Raw genomic sequence first — 19,059 nt, 5'->3', positions numbered from 1 at the left:
GCGACAACAATACGGACGCCGACGCATAGCCCGTGGCCGGGCGGCGGCATAGCATGTGTTCTTTCATCAAACGGAAGGAATGCAAGATGCGCGTATTCGTTACCGGAGCGACGGGATTCGTCGGCTCCGCAGTTGTAGCAGAACTGATCGCCGCGGGCCACCAGGTCACCGGACTGGCCCGCTCCGACGCCTCCGCCCAGGCACTGGCCGCCGCCGGCGCGCAGGCGCACCGGGGCGACCTGGAAGATGTCGACACCCTGCGCCAAGGCGCCGCGCAAGCGGACGGCGTCATCCACACCGGCTTCAACCACGACTTCTCGAAATTCCAGGCCAGCTGCGAAATGGACCGCCGCGTCATCGATGCCCTCGGCTCGGCGCTGGAAGGCAGCGCGCGGCCGCTGGTCGTGACGTCGGCCATGGGCGTGCTGCCGCGTGGCGTCGTCTCGACCGAGGAGTCGACGCCCATCGGCCATCCACGCGCCGCGTCGGAGCAAGCGGTCGATGCGCTGCGGGCCAGGGCGGTGCAAGCCTCGGTGCTGCGCCTGCCGCCGTCGGTGCACGGCGCGGGCGACCATGGCTTCGTGCCCATCCTGATCGAGACGGCACGCCGGACCGGCGTCTCCGCCATGGTCGACGGTGGGCTGAACCGCTGGCCCGCCGTGCACCGGCTCGATGCGGCCCGACTCTACCGCCTGGCGCTGGAACAGGGCGAAGGCGGCCGCCGCTACCACGCCGCCGCCGAGGAGGGCGTGGCCTTCCGCGACATCGCCGGTCTCATCGGCGACAAGCTGGGCCTGCCCGTCGCCAGCCTGAGCGTCGAAGAAGCCGCCGCCCATTTCGGCTGGTTCGCAAACTTTGCCGCGATGGATATTCCCTCGTCCAGCGCGTGGACGCGGCAAACGCTGGGATGGTTGCCGGCGCAGACGGAGCTGCTGTCCGACCTGCGGCAAGCGAATTATTTCGCATAATCGCATCGGGCCAGGGCCGGCCGCGACGGTTTTTTTGCATTCTATTCCCGCCAAACTGCAGTGCGTCGTCGCGGCATAATTCATCTGGTTTAATCGTTTTACCATGGCGCCTCCGAACAATTGGAGACACCCGATGAAATTGCGTACCACCCTGGCCCTGGCCTTATGCATGTCGACCGCACAGGCCGCCGATGTGCTCAAGCGCTTCCCCCATGCATCCGCCGAGCGCATCGTATTCGTCGCCAAAGGCAAGCTGTGGCAGGTTGCGCGCAGCGGCGGCGTGGCGAGCCAGCTGGCGCCGGAGGCCACCCGGCCGGTGATGCCGCGCTTTTCGCCGGACGGCCAGTGGATCGCCTTCAGCGCCCAGCGCGACGGCCACCAGGATGTCTACGTGATGCCGGCCGCCGGCGGCGAGCCGCGCCGCCTGACCTTCAATCCCAACTACGCCCAGCAGAAGGACGACATGGTCGTGACCTGGACGCCGGACTCGCGCCACATCGTGTTCGGCTCGCGCATGCAGGCCTGGAATCAGAAGGGCTACCGCATGTTCCTGGTGCCGCGTGAAGGCGGCCTGCCGCAGCCGCTGCCGATGGAGCACGCCGGCCTGATGAGCTACGCGGCGGACGCGCGCCACATCGCCTACACCCAGGTGCTCAACGATTTCGACGCCCGCAAGCGCTACGACGGCGGCCTGGCGCAGGACATCTACACCTACGACCTCGACACCCACGCCAGCCGGCAGATCACGCACTGGAAGGGCAACGACACGGCGCCGATGTGGTACGGCCGCAGCATCTACTACCTGTCCGACAGCGACAGCAAGCGCCGCATGAACCTGTGGGCCTACGACCAGGATAGCGGCAAGTCGCGCCAGCTGACCTTCTTCACGGATTTCGATATCGACTTTCCCGCGCTCGGCGGCCAGCAGATCACCTTCCAGCAGGGCGGCAAGCTGTATGCGCTGGACCTGCCGACGGAGCGGCTGCGCGAAATCCGCGTGACGCTGCCGGCCGATGCCAGCCCACCGCTGCAGGAAGTCGACGCCTCCCGCTTTATCCGCGAGGGCGACGCCGCCTTCGCCCTGGCGCCCGACGGCGGCGCGGCCGTGTTTTCCGCGCGCGGCGATCTGTTCGCGGTGGCCACCGGCGCGAACGCCATGACCAGGCTGACCGCCACCAGCGGCGCCGATGAAGAACGTCCGGCGTTTTCGCCCGACGGCAAGCTGCTGGCCTACATCACCGACGTCAACGGCGAACAGCAGGTCGCCGTGCGTCCCGCGCAAGGCGGCGCGGAACGGCTGCTGACGCATTCCACACGCGGCGCCTACTACACGCCGGTCTGGTCGCCGGACGGCAAGACGCTGGCCGTCGCCGACAGCGACAAGCGCCTGTGGCTGCTCACCGTAGCCGACGGCACACTGCGCGACGTAGCGCACGACCTGCATCGCGTGATCGACGACGCCGCGTTTTCACCCGACGGCCGCTGGCTGGCCTACAGCGTCCAGGCCGAGAACCAGCAGCGCGGCATCCACCTGTACGACATCGCAGCCGGGCGGGACCACGTCATCAGCTCGCCCATGAACAGCGACTGGAAGCCGGCCTTCTCGGAGGATGGCCAGTACCTGTACTTCCTGTCGTCGCGCCATGAGCTGCCGGTATCGTCCAGCAGCGAGGAAGCGTTTGCGACCGTCAACCCGAACGGCATCTACGTCACCACCTTGCAGCAGCATGCGCCGTCCGCCGTGCGCGCGCTGCGCGCCTCCGCGCCGGCCGGCAGCGGCAAGGCCGCGAACGGACAAATCGATTTCGATGGACTGATGCGCCGCGCCGTTCCCGTACCTGTCGGGCCGGGCAACTATTCGGGGCTGGCGGTGCGGCAGGGGAACCTGGTCTACCTCAGCCAGCCGATGCCGCTGGTGGCCGGCGAGCTGCCGGGCCAGCAGAACGCGCTGCACCTGTACGACATGCAGCGCGGCGAAGACCGCGTGCTGCAACAGGATGTGGAGCAGTTCCAGCTGTCCGGCGACGGCCGCCGCGTCCTGATAAAACAGGGCGACCAGTGGAAGACCATCGCCACGGCGGCCGGCGCCGCCGACAGCCAGGCGCTGTCGTTCAAGGGCATGACGGCCACCATCAACCTCAAGGAAGAATGGGCAGCCCTGTACAACAAGGTCTGGCGCCTCGACCGCGATTTCTATCTGAGTCCCACCATGAACGGCATCGACTGGCCGGCCGTGCGCAAGGCCTACGCGCGCCTGCTGCCCTTGCTCGGCTCGCGGGACGACCTGAACTACCTGATCGGCCAGCTCCAGGGTGAACTGGCGACCTCGCACATGGTCTACGGCAGCGGCGATTTCGGCCCGCCGCCTAACAGGCCGGCGACGCCGCGCCTGGGTGCGGACTACGCGCTGGACGCGGCCAGCGGCCGCTATCGCCTGGCGCGCATCTACCCCGGCGACAACTCCCGTCCATCGCTGCGCAGTCCGTTGGCCGAGCCCGGCCTCGACGTGCGGGAAGGCGACTATCTGCTGGCGATCAACGGCAAGCCGCTGGCCGCGCCGCACACGCCCGACGAACTGCTGGAAGGCCTGAACGGCAAGCTGGACTTGCTGGTCGCCGACAAGCCGGACGGCACGCCGCGCCAGGTCACGGTCGATCCGGTCAGGAGCGAGATGGCGCTGCGCGAGGAATACATGATCGAACAAAACCGCCGCAAGGTGGAGCAGCTGTCCGGCGGGCGCGTCGCCTACGTCTTCGTGCGCGACTTCCATCAGACCGGCGCGGAGCAGTTCGTGCGCCAGTTCTATCCGCAGATGGACAAGCAGGCGCTGATCTTCGATGTGCGCTGGAACCTGGGCGGCTTCACCAGCCAGCAGATCCTGGCGCGCTTGCGGCGCAACGTGGCGGGCCTGTACGTGAACCGCGCCGGCGGCCGCGAGACGCTGCCGGCGCAGCAGATCATCGGCCCCAAGGTGGCACTGACCAACCAGTTCACCGGTTCCGACGGCGACCAGTTCGCCTACTACTTCCGCGACTACGGACTCGGCAAGGTCGTCGGCCAGCGCAGCTGGGGCGGCGTGCGCGGCGTGACCGGTGCGATGGAACTGGCCGACGGCGGCTACCTGGCGATCCCCAAGGATGCGCTGTACAGCCCGGACAGCCGCTGGCTGATCGAGAACCACGGCACCGATCCCGACGTGGAAGTCAACGACGTGCCGGGCGAGACGCTGGCGGGCAAGGACGCCCAGCTGGAAGCGGCCATCCGCATGCTGGTCGATGCGCTGGACCGTCATCCGACGGTGCTGCCGCCTGCGCCGCCAGCCTTGCCGTCGTATCCCAAGGATGGCGATGTGCCGGGGCCCAGCCTCTAAGCTCTAGCTGAGGCTTGCGGCTTGCCGTTCCAGGCTGTACTGGCGCGGCGAACCACCCATGACGCGCTTGAACGCCGCGCCGAAAGCGCTCTCCGATTCGTAGCCGAGCGACAGCGCGACGCGCGCAATCGGCGCGCTGGAATTGGCGAGCCGGTCGGCGGCCAGCAGCATGCGCCAGCGGGTCAGGTATTCCATCGGCGGCGTGCCGACCTTCTGCTTGAACTTCTGCGCGAAGATGGAGCGCGACATGCCGGCCACACTGGCGAGCCCGGCCAGCGTCCAGCGCTGCGCGGGATCGTGGTGGATAGCGTTGATGGCCGCGCCGATCTGCTTGTCGGCCAGGGCGCCCAGCCAGCCGGCCTGCTCGCCGTGCTCGTCGGACAGGTAGAGGCGCAAGGCCTGCACCAGCATCATGTGCGCCAGCTGCTGCACCACCAGGTCGTTGCCCGGCTGCCGTTCGCGCAGCTCCTGCGCCATGCGCTCGACCGCCCAGCGCAGCGCGGCGCGGTCGCTTTCCTTCCATAAGTGGACGACCGGCGGCAGCATGGCCAGCAAGATACCCACATGGTCGCCATTGACGGCGAAGCGGCTGCCACCCAGGAAAAAACCGCCGCCGCCGTTGTACGTGACGACGCCGCCTTCCTGCGCCGACGAGAACACGGCCGTGGATTCAATGGCGGGCAGGGACAGGTCGCTGGCCAGCCGGAACGTGCGTCCGCTGCCCAGCACGAAGCAATCGCCGGCCTTCAGGTGCATGGGCTCCGGCACGCCATCCACCGCCAGCCAGCACTGGCCGGACACCACCGTGCAGCATTTGATGAAGTTCTGCTGCTGTGAAAAACGAACGGACCAGTCGCCGCCCGCATCGAAGCCGGCGGACACATAGCTGCGCGGTTTCAGCAACGACAGTACATCCGAGAGTGGGTCCATGGCCTTAAGGCGCAACGGGAACGAAGCTGAATTCGATGCGCGTATCGTCCGGCCAGCCGGCGTCGTTGACCGGGGCGATAAACGTCTCGCCATTCCGGCCGATAGCCGTCTGCGGCAAGGCCACGCGGCGGTTGCCGTGAACCAGGGTGACGCCATCGATCCTGGCCGGCGCCAGAGCCCAGAAGTCCACCCGGCTGCCGACACAGGCGCCGCCGAGCAGGGACAGCCCCATGCGCTGCGTGAAGCTCATGCTGCGCTCGTCGACCGCGTCGAACACCCGGCATTCGATGCGCAGATCGCCCAATCGCAACTGGTCCGCCGGCACCCCGGGCGTGCGGACATACGGCCGCCAGCGCACGCTGTCGGACCGCAGGCTGAGCTTCAGTTGCGCGTCAGGCTCGGGATGGTCGAGGCGCGGCAAATCAAAGCGGCCATCGGCATCGACCGCAACCGGCGTGATCTCGTCGCCGCTGGCGATGGAGAGACGGATGGTCTTCAATGCCGCCCGCCCCTGCAGCGGCACCAGCTGGAAGCGGCGCCGGCTGTCCGGCGCATGCGACTGGTATTTTTCAAACGCGTTCAAGCCATCCAGCATCTGCTGGTACGAGCGTAGCGGCGCACCACCGGTCGCCCGCACGATCACGCGCTGGACGTCCGGCTCGGGCTCGGGTTCCGTGGCGTGGCAGGGCGCGGACATCGACCAGCATGCGCAGGCCAGCATGGTCACGAGTCGGAGGTAAGGTTTGGTCGATGGCATGGCTACAGAGATCAGAACGTAACGCTCGACACTATATGGTCACTTGCGCGGCTCCGCAACACGAATATATAATCCATATACGTTTCGTATATAGGATAAATCATGGGCATAGTGAACATTGACGACGATCTGCACGACCAGATCCGCAAGGCCAGCACCGTAGGCTGCCGCTCCATCAACGCCCAGGCGGCCTTCTGGGTCAAGATGGGCATGCTGAGCGAAATGCATCCCACGCTGACGTTCAACGAGATCGTGGCGCGGGAGATGCGGGCCGCCGGGGTCGAGATACCGCCGTTGCGGGTGGCGGCCGCATGACCAAGCGGCCGGAAGAAATCGCCTTGATGGCGGAATCGGGCAAGCTGCTGGCGAGCGTCTTCGGCCAGCTGGACAAGCTGAACCTGATCGGCATGTCGACCATGGAAGTGAATGATCTGGTCGACCGCTACATCGTGAACGAACTCAAAGCGCGTCCGGCCAGCAAGGGGCAGTACGGCTATGCCTATGCGCTGAATTCCTCGCGCAACCACGTGGTGTGCCACGGCGTTCCATCGGCCGGCGATATCCTGCGGGACGGGGATATCGTGAACTTCGACATCACGCTGGAAAAGAACGGCTTCATCGCCGACTCCAGCAAGACCTACTTCGTCGGCGAAGTATCGGCATCGGCCAAGCGGCTGGTGCAAACCACCTACGAAGCCATGTGGCACGGCATTCGCACTGTGCGTCCGGGCGCCAGGCTGGGCGATGTGGGCCACGCCATCGAACGCCATGCGCGGCGCTCCGGCTACACGGTGGTGAAGGAATATTGCGGCCACGGCATAGGCCGCGAAATGCACGAGCCGCCCCAGGTTCTGCATTGGGGCAAACCGAAAACCGGGCTGGTGCTACAGGAAGGGATGGTGTTCACCATCGAGCCCATGCTCAACCAGGGCCGCCGCACCGTGCACACCGAAGACGACGGCTGGACCGTCGTCACCACGGATGGAAAGTTGTCCGCGCAGTTCGAGCACACGGTGGCGGTGACGCGGCACGGCGTGCAGGTGCTGACGCTGCGTCCCGAAGAGAGACCGCCGAACTAAATCACACCGGCTGATGCTGGCGCAGTTGCAGCGCCTCGCCGATCATCACCAGCACCGGCCCTTCCGCCGCATCAAGTCCTTGGCCCAGGCCCGACAGCGTCAGGCGCAGGATGCGCTGGTCGGCGCGGCTGCAGTTTTCCACCACCACCACCGGCAGATCGGGACGGCGTCCCTCGGCCAGCAGACGGGTGGCGGTGCCGACCGCTTCGCGCCCGCCCATGTATTGGACCAGCGTATCCGTCGCCGGCAGCGCGGGATGATCCGGCTCGCCGGGCGCGGTGCTGGAGGTGAAGAAGGCCACGCTACGGGCCACGCCGCGCCGCGTCAGCGGCTGCCTGGTGGCGGCGGCGGCGGCCAGCGCGGTGGTGATGCCGGGTACGACTTCGACCTCGATGCCCTCGGCTTCCAGCGCGCGCAGCTCCTCGTCCGCGCGGCCGAACAGCATCGGGTCGCCGCCCTTGAGCCGCACCACCATCCGATAACGCTGCGCGCATTCGACCAGCTGCTGGTTGATCACGGTCTGCGCGGTCGAGCGCTGGCCGGAGCGCTTGCCGACCGAAATCAGCTCGGCCTGCGGGCACAGGGCCAGCATCTCCGGCGTGACCAGCGCGTCATACAAAACGACCTCGGCCTGCGCCAGCAGACGCGCGCCGCGCACGGTGATCAGGTCCGCCGCGCCCGGTCCCGCTCCGATCAAATAGACTTTTCCCAGCGCTGCCATTGCTATCCTTTGAGTGATGTTCCAGGGCGAATCATACCGGCTAGCGCACGGTTTGGGTTTCGCTTGGCACGCTATGGGGCCTAGTGTAAGATGCGACGCTTGGGTGCGCCGAATCCCTGCGGGGATAGGCGTTAAACGGGAAACCGGTTCAATTCCGGTGCAGCCCCCGCTGCTGTAAGCCAGACGACTCCGTCATCACGTCACTGCCGTAACACGCGGGAAGACACGGAGAAGGATGAAGGCGAGCCAGAATACCGGCCCAAAAAGTCCAGCACCATTCTCCGGGGTAAGGGGAAGCCGCTGTCGACCGGCTTTTCATCCCCGCTGCTGTCGACCGTCCTCTCCTGCCCCTGTCCTTGGTGTCCATATCGCCCATTCGACGGGAGGTTTCGAATGCACATCATGGAAGGCTTTTTGCCGCCAGCGCACGCGCTCGGCTGGGCAGCCGTTTCCTTACCTTTTCTGGCCTGGGGCTTGCGCGCCATCGGCCGCGACCTGCACGCCCATCCCGAGCGGCGCATGCTGCTGGGCGTGGCTGCGGCCTTCGCCTTCCTGCTGTCGGCGCTCAAGCTGCCGTCGGTGACGGGCAGCTGTTCGCATCCGACCGGCGTCGGGCTTGGTGCCGCCCTGTTCGGCCCCGCCGCGATGGTGCCGGTCGGCTTTGTCGTGCTGCTGTTCCAGGCGTTGCTGATGGCGCATGGCGGCTTGACCACGCTGGGCGCGAACGTGTTCTCGATGGCCATCGTCGGGCCGTTCGTTTCCTACGGCGTGCTGCGCGCCGTGTCGGCGCTGGGCCTGTCGCGTTCCGTGGCGGTGTTCCTGGCCGCCAGCCTCGGCGACCTGGCGACATATGTGACCACCTCGGCGCAACTGGCGCTGGCGTTTCCTGCTGCGGCGGGCGGCTTCGGCGTATCGTTCTTCAAGTTTGCCGGCATCTTCGCGCTGACGCAGGTGCCTATCGCCATCAGCGAAGGCTTGCTGACGGTGCTGGTGGTGAACGCCATGGTGCGCTTCAACGCCCACGAACTGCGCGCGCTGCCGGTGATGCGCTTGGGCGCACGGAAGGAAAACGCATGAAGGCCCGTACCTGTTTGCTATGGCTGGCGATCGTTCTGCTGACGGTGCTGCCGCTATGGCTGGTGAGCGCGCCGCCGGCGGCACCTGGCGCTGAAGCACCCGCGATCTTTGCCGGCGCCGACGACCGTGCGCAGCGGGCCATCGGCGATATCGCGCCCGGCTACCAGCCGTGGTTCGCGCCGGTCTTCTCGCCGGCCAGCCCGGAAATCGCCTCGCTGCTGTTTGCGCTGCAAGCGGCCATCGGCGCCGGCGTGATCGGCTTCTGGCTAGGCCTGTCCGTCGCCCGCGAACGCGCGCGCCGGGAGGCTGCGGCCGTATCGTCCCAGGATCGCCGTGCTGATTGAGGCGTCGGCGTACGCGAGCCGCTGGCGCGATGTGGCGCCGTCGGCCAAGGCGTGGTTTGCGCTGGCCGGCATCGTCGCGGCCTGGCTGGCGCGCAGCCCCGCCGCACTGGGCACACTGGCGGCGCTGCTGATGCTGGCCGCGCTGTGCGGTGCACGCGTGAATCCGCGCGCCTACCTGCAAGTGGCGCTGCCGCCGCTCGGCTTCCTGCTGCTGTCCTGCCTGACCATGCTGGTCGGCCCCGACGCCCATGGCCACTGGGGCCTCACCACCGCCATGCTGCCGACCATCGAACATACCGCCCTGCGTTCGCTCGCCATGCTGGCCGCGCTGCTCGGCCTCGTGCTCACCACGCCGTTGCCGGACCTGCTTAACCTGCTGCGGCGCTTGCGCACGCCCGAGCTGCTGCTCGACCTGATGGTGCTGTGCTACCGCATGCTATTCGTCATGCGCCAGGCTTGGGACGAAAGCATCACCGCACAGAGCGCGCGCCTCGGCTATCGCAACTTGCGCCAAGCATGGCGCTCCACCGGCCTGCTGGCGGGCCAGATGGCGGTCCAGGTATGGCAGCGCGCCGCCGCCCTGCAAATGGCCGCCGACGCCCGCGCCTACCAGGGCACGCTGCGCTTCCTGCCCGCCGTCCATCCGCTGGCGCGGCGCCAGCAGGCGTGGGCCGCGCTGGCCGGCGCGCTGATGCTGGCAATCGCCGTGGGAGATAGGCTGTGAGCGCGTCTGTGAACACACCACAGCTGGAACTGCAAGCCGTCGACCACATCTACCCGGATGGCAGCACCGGCCTGCGCGACTGCACGCTGTCGCTGCAACGCGGCCGCCGCTACGCGCTGCTGGGCGCAAACGGCGCCGGCAAGACCACCGTGCTACAGCACCTGAACGGCTTGCTGCGCCCGACCGCCGGCACGCTGCGCGTCGACGGCCAACCGTTCGACTACAGCCGCCAGGGACTCACCGCACTGCGCAGCCGCGTGGGCCTGGTGTTCCAGAACCCGGACCGCCAACTGTTCTCCGCACTGGTCGAGGAAGACGTTTCCTTCGGCCCCCTGAACCTCGGCCTGGACGCCGCCGAAGTGCGCGCCCGCGTCGCCGCCGCGCTGGACGCCGTCGGCCTGCGCGGCCATGCGCGCCGCGCCGTGCATCAACTGAGCTTCGGCCAGAAGAAGCGAGTCTGCATCGCCGGCGTGCTGGCGATGGAACCCGACGTGCTGCTGCTGGACGAACCCATGGCGGGCCTGGACGCCCCCATGCAAACCGAACTGGCCGCACTGCTGGACCGCCTCGCCGCGCGCGGCGTGACAGTGCTGCTGTCCACCCACGACATCGACTTCGCGCTGCGCTGGGCCGACGACATCCACGTGATGGCGGCCGGCCGCTGCATCGCCTCCGGCTCCGCGCAACAACTGGCGACGCAGACCGACATGCTGCGCGCAGCAGGCCAGCGGCCGCCGGCAGCATTGGCGCTGCACGCGGAACTGGTCGCCCTCGGCGTACTGCCGCAAGGCCCCGCGCCACGCAGCGTCGACGCGCTGCTGGACGCGCTGCGCGCACTACAACCTTCAGGAGCAATTAACGCATGACCGGTATGACCACCTTCGGAAAAATCTGGTTCGTAGGCGCCGGCCCCGGCGACCCGGAACTCATCACAGTCAAAGGCCAGAAGCTGCTGTCGCAAGCGGGCGCGGTGCTGTTCGCCGGCTCGCTGGTCGACCACGCCGTGACGCTGTACGCGCCGCCCGGCTGCGCCATCCGCGACTCCAAGGACATGACGCTGGAAGAGATGACGGCATGGCTGATCGAACAGGCGCGCAGCCACGCCACCGTGGTGCGCCTGCAAACCGGCGACCCCGCGCTGTACGGCGCGCTGATCGAGCTGGCGCGCCCATTGAGCGACGCAGGCATCGAATGGTCGGTGGTGCCGGGCGTCTCGTCGGCGATGGCCTCGATGGCGGCGGCCGGCGAATCCATGACACTGCCGGAAGTGACGCAAACCGTGATCCTCACACGCGTCGAAGGCCGCACGCCGATGCCGGACGGCGAAGACCTCGCCAGCCTGGCCGCGCACCGCACCACGATCTGCATCTTCCTGTCGATCACCTTGATGCACAAGGTGGAAACCGCGCTGCGCAGCGCCGGCTGGGCCGAAGACTCGCCGATGCTGGTGGTGCACAAGGCCAGCTGGCCGGGCGAACAGAAAATCGTCCGCGGCACGCTGGCGGACATCAAACAGCGATGCCGGGAGGCCGGTATCGCAAGCCAGGCGATGATCGTCGCCAGCCCCACATTGGGCGCGCTGCACTGGGAAACCCTGGCGCGCTCCAAATTGTATGACCCAACCTTCACCCATCGTTTCAGAAAGGCGAGCGCATGAACCCAGTACCCCACGAGACGATCCTGATTGTCGGCCACGGTTCCCGCGAGGACTCCGGCAACCAGGAAATACGCGAATTCACCGAGCAATGGCGCGCGCGCCGGCCGGACTGGCGCATCGAATTGTGCTTCATCGAATTCGCACCGCCCGAAATGAACGCCGCCTTGCTGAGCGCAGCGCGCAGCTCGCGCCGCGTGCTGGTGGTGCCACTGATCCTGAACGCGGCCGGCCACGTCAAGATGGAGATACCGGAAGCGATCGAGCAGGTACGCGCGGCCTGTCCGCAGACCGAGATCATGCTGGCGCCGCACCTGACGGCTTGCGACCCTATCCTGGCGATCCTGAAGCGCCGCCTACGCAAGGGCATGAACGCGCTGGACATGCCAGATCCAACCACCACCGGCGTGGTGGTGCTGGGACGCGGTTCGTCCGACCGTGGCGCCAACGGCGAAATGGCCAAGATGGCGCGCTGGCTGCTGGAAGAGGGCGATCACGAACTGATCGACCTGGCGTTCACCGGCATCACCTGGCCGCGCCTGGAGAAGGTGGTGCAGCGCCAGGTGTTGCTGGGCATGCGCCAGGTCGTGGTGCTGCCGTACTACCTGTACACCGGCACGCTGATGCAGCGCATACACCGCCAGGTGGAGCATCTGCGCGGCCAGTATCCGCAAGTGCGTTTTTTCTGCGGCGAGCATTTCGGCTTTGAGAACGAAATCTTCGAGCTGATGGACCAGCGCGTGGAAGACCTGCGCGCCGGCGTGCCCGATAGCCGCCTGCCTTGCGACGGTTGCAGCTATCGCGAGATCGCGCATGACCTGGGCCACGGCCATTCGCACGCGCACACGCACGACCACGCAGCCGCGCCGGCGCACGATCATGGGCACGAGCACGGACACGACCACGCGCATGACCATGACCACGGCCACCCGCACGAACACGTCCACCACGAGGGCCAGCCAGCATGAGCACAGTGAACACCGTCACCGAGCAGCTGACCCGCGCCGGCCAGGTCATTGAGCACGACAGCTTCGCCATCATCGACGCCGAAGTCGGCCCGCACGCCTACACCGAAGCCCAATGGCCCATCGTGCGCCGCATGATCCACGCCAACGCGGACTTCGACTTCAACGGCCTGACCGACTTCCATACAGACGCAGTGGAAGCCGGCATCAACGCCATGCTGGCCGGCGGCACGCCCGTCGTGGCGGATGTCGAGATGATCTGCTCCGGCCTGTCGCAACCGCGCCTGGGCCACTTCGGCATGAAGACCCACCAGTTCATCAGCGACGCCGACGTCATCGAAACGGCCAAGGCCGAAGACACCACGCGCGCCGTGCAGGCGATGCGCAAGGCGCACCGACTCGGCTTGCTGGACCGGGCCATCGTCGGCATCGGCAACGCGCCCACCGCGCTGATCGAACTGGTACGCCTGATCCGCGAAGAAGGTGCGCGCCCCGCGCTGGTGGTCGGCATGCCGGTCGGATTCGTCTCCGCCGCCGAATCCAAGGACTTGATGGCCACGCTGAACGACGTGCCGTGGATCGTCATCCGCGGCCGCAAAGGCGGTTCGACGCTGGTGGTGGCCACCCTGCACGCGCTGCTGTCGCTGGCCGAAGCCCGTCAAAAGGCCCAGCCATGAAGGAAAAAACGGCTGCCGAACGTGGCACCCGTACCGGCTTCACCACCGGCGCCTGTGCCGCCGCCGCCGCCCGCGCGGCGGTGCTGGGCCTCGCCCACGGCCAGGTGCCGGAAGAAATCGAAAGCCTGCTGCCCAACGGCAGCCGGGTGCGTTTTGCCATCCACGACGGCCGCTGCGGGCCGGATCACGCGCACGCGATGGTCATCAAATTCGCCGGCGACGATCCGGATTGCACCGACGGCGCCCACATGACGGTCGACCTGCGCCGGCTGCCGGGCGAAGCCGGCGTGGTTTCGTACGTGGCGGGCGACGGCGTGGGCACCGTCACCATGAAGGGCCTGGGCCTGGAAGTGGGCGGGCCGGCCATCAACCCGGTCCCGCGCCGTAACATCGCCGACAACCTGCGCGAAGCCGCGCCCGCGCTGCTGGCCGAAGACGGCATCGAAGTCACCATCAGCGTGCCGGACGGCCAGGTGATGGCGAAGAAGACCACCAACGCCCGCCTGGGCGTCCTGGGAGGCATCAGCATTCTCGGCACCACCGGCATCGTCAAGCCGTATTCGACGGCCGCCTGGCGCGCCAGCGTGGTGCAGGGCGTGCAGGTGGCCGCCACCGCCGGCTACGACATGGTCGCGCTGACCACGGGCGGGCGCAGCGAAACCTTCGCCATGACCGCCTTGCGCGCCGAGCGCCCCGAACTGCCGTCCGCCTGCTTCGTGCAGATGGGCGACTTCCTGCGCTACGCGCTCGATGAAGTGGTGGCGCAAGGCATAGGCCTAGTGGTGCTGGCGCTGATGGTCGGCAAACTGACCAAGATCGCGCAAGGCGAAACCATCACCCACGCCAACCGCAGCGAAGTCGATACCGACCTGGTGGCCGAGATCGCGCGCCGCATCGGCGCCACGCCGGAAGACTGCGCCGCCATGGCCGCCGCCGAAACCGCGCGCTTCGGCGCGGAGCTGATGGTCGAACGCGGCCTAGGCGACGCCTTCCACCAAGCGCTGGCGCAAGCCGCCATCGATACCCTGACCGCGCCCGACCGCTACGGCCGCGCCTTCCAGATACGCGTGCTGGTGTGCGATTTCAGCGGCGTGCAAGTGGCCGACGTTTTGTCGGCCCCCGCCGAACCGCACGAACGCCCGGCCAGCGCCGGCCGCACCGGCATCGACCACTTACCGGAATCCTGATTATGGAAATACAAGACCCCAACCCCTGCCGCGTGATCGGTGTGCTCGACGACGGCATCGCCAGCTTGAACCAGACCGCGCTGGCCTTGCTGCGCAGCGCGGACGTGATCGTCGGCGGCACGCGCACGCTTGCCTTGCTGGCGCCCGAGTTCAAGCCCGGCGCCGTGCGCCACGACCTCACCGGCAAACTGAAAGAAGTGCCGGAATGGGTGCGCGCCGCCCGCGCCGACCATTTGTCCTGCGTGGTGCTGGCGACCGGCGATCCGCTGTGCCATGGCATCGCGCCCTATCTCGCGCAGCATCTGTGCGTGCAGGCGCTGGATATCCTGCCCAATCTGTCGACGCTGCAATTGGCGTGTGCGCGCATCGGCCTTGCGTGGCAGGATGCGCGCATCGTCTCCGTGCACGCCAAGGATGCAGGTGAATGGCAGCGCGGCAGTGTGCCCGCCCACGGCCTGTATGCGCTGGCTCAGGCCACGCGTCAGCATGCGCGCCTGCTGGTGCTGACCAGCCCTGACAACAGCCCCGATCGGATCGCCCGCCTGCTGCTGGCCGAAGGATTGGGCGACGACTTCCTGATGGCGGTGGCGGAAAACCTGCTGCAACCGGAAGAACGCGTGGTGGCGGAACTGACGCCGCAACAGGCGTCCGAAATGCGCTTCGCCGCGCTCAACGTGGTGCTGCTGTGGCGCGTGACGCCGGCAGCGCGGTCGGTGCGTTTCGGCCTGGCCGATGCGCAGTTCGTGCAGCGGCAGCCGGAGAAGGGCTTGATCACCAAGCAGGAAGTGCGCGCTGTCAGCCTGGCGCGCTTGCAGCTGCGGGCGGACAGCGTGGTGTGGGATATCGGCGCCGGTTCCGGTTCGGTGGGCCTGGAGGCGGCGCGGCTTTGCCCGCAAGGCCACGTCTATGCCACGGAAAAAAACGAGGCGGATTTCGCCATCGCGGGACAGAACCACGCCAACTTCGGCGTCAGCAACTACAGCCTGTTCCTCGGCAAAGCGCCGGAAGGACTCGACGCCTGGCCGGACCCGGACGCGGTCTTCGTCGGCGGCTCCGGCGGCGAGCTGGCGACGCTGATCGGCGGCGTGATGTCGCGCCTGCGTCCCGGCGGCGCGCTGGTGATGAACTTCGTCACGCTGGAAAACCTGGCCACCGCGACCGCCACGCTGCAAGCGCTGGAAGGCGTCGACTGGGATGTGCTGCAACTGCAAGCGGCGCGCAGCAAACCTATCCTGCACATGCACCGCATGGCGGCGGAAAACCCGGTGTGGATCGTCTGCGCGCGCCGCACCGAGGAGGCCCGCGATGAGTGAGCATATCCAGCCAGGCACCCTGTGGGGCATTTCGCTCGGCCCCGGCGATCCGGGCCTGATCACGCGCGCCGCGTGGGAAGCGCTGCAACGCCGCGATACGATCTGGGTCTACCCGGCGCGCAGCGGCAAGACGCCCAGCTACGCCTTCGACATCGTACAGCGCGCCGGCGCCACGCCGCCCGAGCAGCACACGCAGCTGCTATTCCCGATGACGCACGACGGTGAAAAACTCGGCCGCGCATGGCTCAAGGCCGCCGACACCGTGCTGCCATGGCTGCGCGCCGGCCGCGACGTGCTGTTCCTGGTCGAAGGCGACGCCAGCACCTACGCCACCTTCGGCCACCTGGCCCGCACGGTGAACGCGCTGGACCCCGGCGTGCCGGTGCAGATCATCGCCGGCGTCAACGCCTTCACCGCCGCCTGCGCGCAAGTGCCGGTGCCGTTCGCCGAACAGGACGACACGGTCGCCATCGTGCCCGCAGCGTATGGCGTCAGCGCGGTCGAGCGCCTGCTGCCCGACTTCGACACGCTGGTGCTGATGAAGGTGAAGCCGTTGATGGATGAACTGATCGACTGGCTCGAACGGCGCGAGCTGCTGGCAGGCTCGCACTTCATCGAACGCGTCGGCGCACCCGACGAACGCCGCTTCAGCGGCAACGACATCCTGGCCCTGCGCGGCACCAAGGTCAGCTACCTGTCGCTGCTGATCGTCAAACACGGACACCGCATACGCGGCGAACGCATCAAAGGCTGTCTGAAGAAAGATAGTCCTCAACCCCAAGTCACGGAGACCGCATGAGCAGCGCACCTATCACCACCGAAGCACCACGCGTATGCCTGGTCGCCATCACCAAGCACGGCGCAGCGCAGGCCGCGCGCCTGGCCGCCGATCTGCCGGAAGCCGACATCTGCACCTCGGCCAAATTCGCCGCCGTGTTTGCGGAGGCCAGCAACACCGTGCGCGCCTACGACGGCGCATTGCGCGACGAGATAGCCCCGCTGTTCGCCGGCTACGACCAGATCATCTTCTTCGTTTCGCTGGGCGCCGTGGTGCGCCTGATCGCACCCCACCTGCGCAGCAAGGATGAAGACCCGGGCATCATCGTCGTCGACGACGCCGGCCAGTATGTGATTCCGGTGCTGTCCGGCCACGTCGGCGGCGCCAACGAGTGGAGCGAGCGCGTCGCCGACCTGCTGGGCGCCGCGCCCGTGCTGACCACCGCGTCCGACGTCGGCCGCACGATCCCGGTCGATATCCTGGGCCGCCACCTCGGCTGGAAAGTGGAAGCGCCCAAGATCAACATCACGCGCGTATCCGCCCACGTGGTCAACGGCGAACCGATCGCCTTCGTGCAGGAAGCGGGCAGCCCGGACTGGTGGACCCGTCCCACCCCGGTGCCGGACAACATCCACCGCTTTGCGCGCTTCGACGATGTGCCGCTGGACCGTTACGCGGCGCTACTGTGGGTCACGCACGCCGACGTGACGGCCGAGCGCTGGGATGCGCTGACCGAACGCCTGGTGGTCTACCGCCCGCCGCTGGATAACGCGGCATGACGCAATTCACCGTGGGCCTCGGCTGCGACCGTGGCGTGCTGCTGGAAACGCTGCGCGAAGCCGTGCAGGCCGCGCTGGCCGACGCCGGCGCGCATGCCGGGCAAGTGGTGGCCGCCGCCAGCATCACGCTGAAGCAGGACGAGGCGGCGCTGCTGGCACTGGCGGCGGAAAACGGCTGGCCGCTGCATTTCTACGAGGCGCAGCAGCTGGCCGCCGTGGAAGTGCCGCACCCGTCCGAAACCGTGCGCCGCTACACCGGCACGCCGTCGGTGAGCGAAGCGGCGGCGCTGCTGGCCGCCGGACCGGATACGCCGATGACCGCGCTGGTCGTCGAAAAACATAAACTCAAAGGCGCAGATGGCCGCAATGCCACCGTCTCCATCGCAAGGAAACAACCATGAACGAAGCATACGTCCCGACCGCGGGCAAGATCATGCTGGTGGGCATAGGCCCCGGCAGCGTCGACCACATGACCAAGCGCGCGCGCGACGCCATCGCCGAAGCCGACGTGGTGATCGGCTACGTCACCTACATCAAGCTGGTGGCGGATCTGCTCGAAGGCAAGGAGATCATCCGCAAGTCGATGACCGAGGAGCTGGACCGCGCAGTCAGCGCGCTGGAGGCTGCGCGCGCGGGCAAGAAGGTGGCGCTGATTTCGTCGGGCGATGCGGGCGTGTACGGCATGGCCGGGCCGACCTTCGAGGTGCTGTTCCAGTCCGGCTGGACGCCTGACGATCCGGTGCAGGTCGAGATCATCCCCGGCGCCTCGGCGCTGAACAGCTGCGCGGCGCTGGTCGGCGCTCCGCTGACGCACGATTTCTGCGCGATCTCGCTGTCCGATCTGCTGACGCCGTGGCCGACCATCGCCCGCCGCCTGGACGCGGTGGCGATGGCCGATTTCGTCGTCGCGCTGTACAACCCGAAGAGCGGCCGCCGCACGCGCCAGATCCTGGAAGCGCAGCGCCTGTTCCTGCGCCATCGCCGCCCGGATACACCGGTGGCCATCGTCAAGAGCGGCTATCGCCGCCGCCAGAACATCGTCTTCACCACGCTCGATTCGATGGCGGACGCGGACATCGGCATGCTCAGCACCGTCCTGATCGGCAACAGCAATACCTTCGTGCGCCACGGCCTGATGGTCACGCCACGCGGCTATGCCAACAAGTACGACATGGAAGAGGGCGGCGCCACGCGTGAGGGCGAACGCGCGGGGCGTTCGCTGTCGACCGGCCTGCTGGGCTGGCTGGAAACGCTCCAGGCCGAGCACGCGGCCGGCGACAGCATCGAGACGCTGGCGGCACGCCATCGCCTGCCGGCCGACTACATCCGCGACACCTTGAACGAGCCGGTGGAAGCCGAAGCCGCCGCCAGCGAGGAGGCCGAAGCATGAGCGAAGCCGTCGTCAAGCCGAAGATCGGCAATTACCACCGTCACCTGCTGATCTGCACCGGCCCGCGTTGCAGCGAGGACGGCGCGTCGCAGCTGCTGTTCGACAGCCTGGGCGGCAAGTTCAAGGCCGCCGGGCTCGATGCGGGCGAACTGCGCGTCAAGCGCAGCCGCGTCGGTTGTTTCGCCGCCTGCAAGGGCGGCCCCATCGTCTGCGTGCAGCCGGATGGCACCTGGTACTACAACGTCACGCCGGAGAACATGGATCGCATCATCGATGACCACCTGTGCAACGGCAAACGGGTCGAGGAACTGGTGTTCCACCAGGCTGGCGCAGAGGAGCAGTAAGC

At 67.5% G+C, this 19,059-nt stretch carries 21 protein-coding genes and 1 riboswitch; of the genes, 18 read left to right on the top strand and 3 right to left on the bottom strand.

From position 1 onward, the window contains the following. Window positions 1-86 precede the first annotated feature (86 nt). Entirely contained in the window at window positions 87-968 is an 882-nt protein-coding gene (locus GEV01_RS24220; RefSeq protein WP_152808022.1) for an SDR family oxidoreductase, read from the top strand. 133 nt (window positions 969-1,101) lie between these two features. Further along, window positions 1,102-4,338, top strand: coding sequence for a S41 family peptidase (locus GEV01_RS24215; protein WP_175023201.1), 3,237 nt, complete (start codon window positions 1,102-1,104; stop codon window positions 4,336-4,338). A 3-nt stretch (window positions 4,339-4,341) separates the two neighbouring features. Here the strand turns inward: GEV01_RS24215 and GEV01_RS24210 are convergent, their stop codons facing one another. Beyond that, the gene (locus GEV01_RS24210) at window positions 4,342-5,268 is read right to left on the bottom strand and encodes an AraC family transcriptional regulator (protein ID WP_152808020.1); all 927 of its coding nucleotides are present in this window, start codon (window positions 5,266-5,268) and stop codon (window positions 4,342-4,344) included. Window positions 5,269-5,272: 4 nt separating this feature from the next. After that, on the bottom strand, window positions 5,273-6,025 hold the full coding sequence (locus GEV01_RS24205; RefSeq protein WP_152808019.1) for a hypothetical protein: 753 nt from the start codon (window positions 6,023-6,025) through the stop codon (window positions 5,273-5,275). Between the two features lie 102 nt (window positions 6,026-6,127). Here GEV01_RS24205 and GEV01_RS24200 point away from each other — a divergent pair, with 102 nt between their 5' ends. Both GEV01_RS24200 and map read left to right on the top strand, forming a co-directional pair. Then, complete coding sequence (locus tag GEV01_RS24200) at window positions 6,128-6,340, top strand: ParD-like family protein (RefSeq protein WP_008443292.1); 213 nt, start codon at window positions 6,128-6,130, stop codon at window positions 6,338-6,340. Further along, window positions 6,337-7,104: a type I methionyl aminopeptidase gene (gene map / locus GEV01_RS24195; protein ID WP_152808018.1), complete on the top strand. Its 768-nt coding sequence runs from the start codon at window positions 6,337-6,339 to the stop codon at window positions 7,102-7,104. Before GEV01_RS24200 ends, map begins: the two co-directional genes overlap by 4 nt. 1 nt (window position 7,105) lies before the next feature. Here map and cobA read toward each other — a convergent pair whose 3' ends face one another. After that, window positions 7,106-7,825 (bottom strand): uroporphyrinogen-III C-methyltransferase, encoded by a 720-nt coding sequence (gene cobA, locus GEV01_RS24190; protein WP_152808017.1) that lies wholly within the window; start codon window positions 7,823-7,825, stop codon window positions 7,106-7,108. An 84-nt stretch (window positions 7,826-7,909) separates the two neighbouring features. Next, window positions 7,910-8,102, top strand: a riboswitch (cobalamin riboswitch). A gap of 116 nt (window positions 8,103-8,218) precedes the next feature. Between cobA and GEV01_RS24185 the strand changes: the two genes are divergently transcribed. From GEV01_RS24185 to GEV01_RS24120, 14 genes are read left to right on the top strand one after another with little or no spacing between them, the layout of a single operon-like run. Then, complete coding sequence (locus GEV01_RS24185) at window positions 8,219-8,902, top strand: energy-coupling factor ABC transporter permease (RefSeq protein ID WP_152808016.1); 684 nt, start codon at window positions 8,219-8,221, stop codon at window positions 8,900-8,902. Next, complete coding sequence (locus tag GEV01_RS24180) at window positions 8,899-9,246, top strand: energy-coupling factor ABC transporter substrate-binding protein (protein ID WP_152808015.1); 348 nt, start codon at window positions 8,899-8,901, stop codon at window positions 9,244-9,246. The genes GEV01_RS24185 and GEV01_RS24180 overlap by 4 nt, the downstream gene beginning before the upstream one ends. Next, window positions 9,236-9,970 (top strand): cobalt ECF transporter T component CbiQ, encoded by a 735-nt coding sequence (gene cbiQ, locus GEV01_RS24175; RefSeq protein WP_217428486.1) that lies wholly within the window; start codon window positions 9,236-9,238, stop codon window positions 9,968-9,970. Before GEV01_RS24180 ends, cbiQ begins: the two co-directional genes overlap by 11 nt. Before the next feature lie 8 nt (window positions 9,971-9,978). Beyond that, window positions 9,979-10,836 carry an energy-coupling factor ABC transporter ATP-binding protein gene (locus GEV01_RS24170; RefSeq protein WP_328595611.1) on the top strand — a complete coding sequence of 286 codons (858 nt, stop codon included), beginning with the start codon at window positions 9,979-9,981 and terminating at the stop codon, window positions 10,834-10,836. Continuing rightward, window positions 10,833-11,627: a precorrin-4 C(11)-methyltransferase gene (gene cobM, locus GEV01_RS24165; protein WP_008443329.1), complete on the top strand. Its 795-nt coding sequence runs from the start codon at window positions 10,833-10,835 to the stop codon at window positions 11,625-11,627. Before GEV01_RS24170 ends, cobM begins: the two co-directional genes overlap by 4 nt. Continuing rightward, window positions 11,624-12,592 carry a sirohydrochlorin chelatase gene (locus tag GEV01_RS24160; protein WP_152808013.1) on the top strand — a complete coding sequence of 323 codons (969 nt, stop codon included), beginning with the start codon at window positions 11,624-11,626 and terminating at the stop codon, window positions 12,590-12,592. The genes cobM and GEV01_RS24160 overlap by 4 nt, the downstream gene beginning before the upstream one ends. After that, on the top strand, window positions 12,589-13,266 hold the full coding sequence (locus GEV01_RS24155) for a precorrin-8X methylmutase (RefSeq protein ID WP_008443337.1): 678 nt from the start codon (window positions 12,589-12,591) through the stop codon (window positions 13,264-13,266). Before GEV01_RS24160 ends, GEV01_RS24155 begins: the two co-directional genes overlap by 4 nt. Further along, complete coding sequence (locus GEV01_RS24150; protein ID WP_152808012.1) at window positions 13,263-14,453, top strand: cobalt-precorrin-5B (C(1))-methyltransferase; 1,191 nt, start codon at window positions 13,263-13,265, stop codon at window positions 14,451-14,453. Before GEV01_RS24155 ends, GEV01_RS24150 begins: the two co-directional genes overlap by 4 nt. 2 nt (window positions 14,454-14,455) lie before the next feature. Next, the gene (gene cbiE / locus GEV01_RS24145) at window positions 14,456-15,766 is read left to right on the top strand and encodes a precorrin-6y C5,15-methyltransferase (decarboxylating) subunit CbiE (RefSeq protein WP_152808011.1); all 1,311 of its coding nucleotides are present in this window, start codon (window positions 14,456-14,458) and stop codon (window positions 15,764-15,766) included. Then, window positions 15,759-16,565 carry a precorrin-2 C(20)-methyltransferase gene (gene cobI / locus GEV01_RS24140; RefSeq protein WP_152808010.1) on the top strand — a complete coding sequence of 269 codons (807 nt, stop codon included), beginning with the start codon at window positions 15,759-15,761 and terminating at the stop codon, window positions 16,563-16,565. The genes cbiE and cobI overlap by 8 nt, the downstream gene beginning before the upstream one ends. Continuing rightward, the gene (locus GEV01_RS24135) at window positions 16,562-17,323 is read left to right on the top strand and encodes a cobalamin biosynthesis central domain-containing protein (RefSeq protein WP_152808009.1); all 762 of its coding nucleotides are present in this window, start codon (window positions 16,562-16,564) and stop codon (window positions 17,321-17,323) included. The genes cobI and GEV01_RS24135 overlap by 4 nt, the downstream gene beginning before the upstream one ends. Next, window positions 17,320-17,724, top strand: a complete 405-nt coding sequence (locus tag GEV01_RS24130) for a cobalamin biosynthesis protein (protein WP_152808008.1) — start codon at window positions 17,320-17,322, stop codon at window positions 17,722-17,724. The genes GEV01_RS24135 and GEV01_RS24130 overlap by 4 nt, the downstream gene beginning before the upstream one ends. Then, on the top strand, window positions 17,721-18,713 hold the full coding sequence (gene cobJ, locus GEV01_RS24125) for a precorrin-3B C(17)-methyltransferase (RefSeq protein ID WP_152808007.1): 993 nt from the start codon (window positions 17,721-17,723) through the stop codon (window positions 18,711-18,713). The genes GEV01_RS24130 and cobJ overlap by 4 nt, the downstream gene beginning before the upstream one ends. Then, complete coding sequence (locus tag GEV01_RS24120) at window positions 18,710-19,057, top strand: (2Fe-2S) ferredoxin domain-containing protein (protein WP_152808006.1); 348 nt, start codon at window positions 18,710-18,712, stop codon at window positions 19,055-19,057. Before cobJ ends, GEV01_RS24120 begins: the two co-directional genes overlap by 4 nt. Window positions 19,058-19,059: the final 2 nt, after the last annotated feature.

The sequence above is a fragment of the Rugamonas rivuli genome (genome assembly GCF_009380165.1).
Lineage (GTDB): Bacteria > Pseudomonadota > Gammaproteobacteria > Burkholderiales > Burkholderiaceae_D > Rugamonas > Rugamonas rivuli.
Note: the sequence above shows the minus strand (reverse complement) of the source record. Positions and strands in the feature narration are given on the sequence as shown.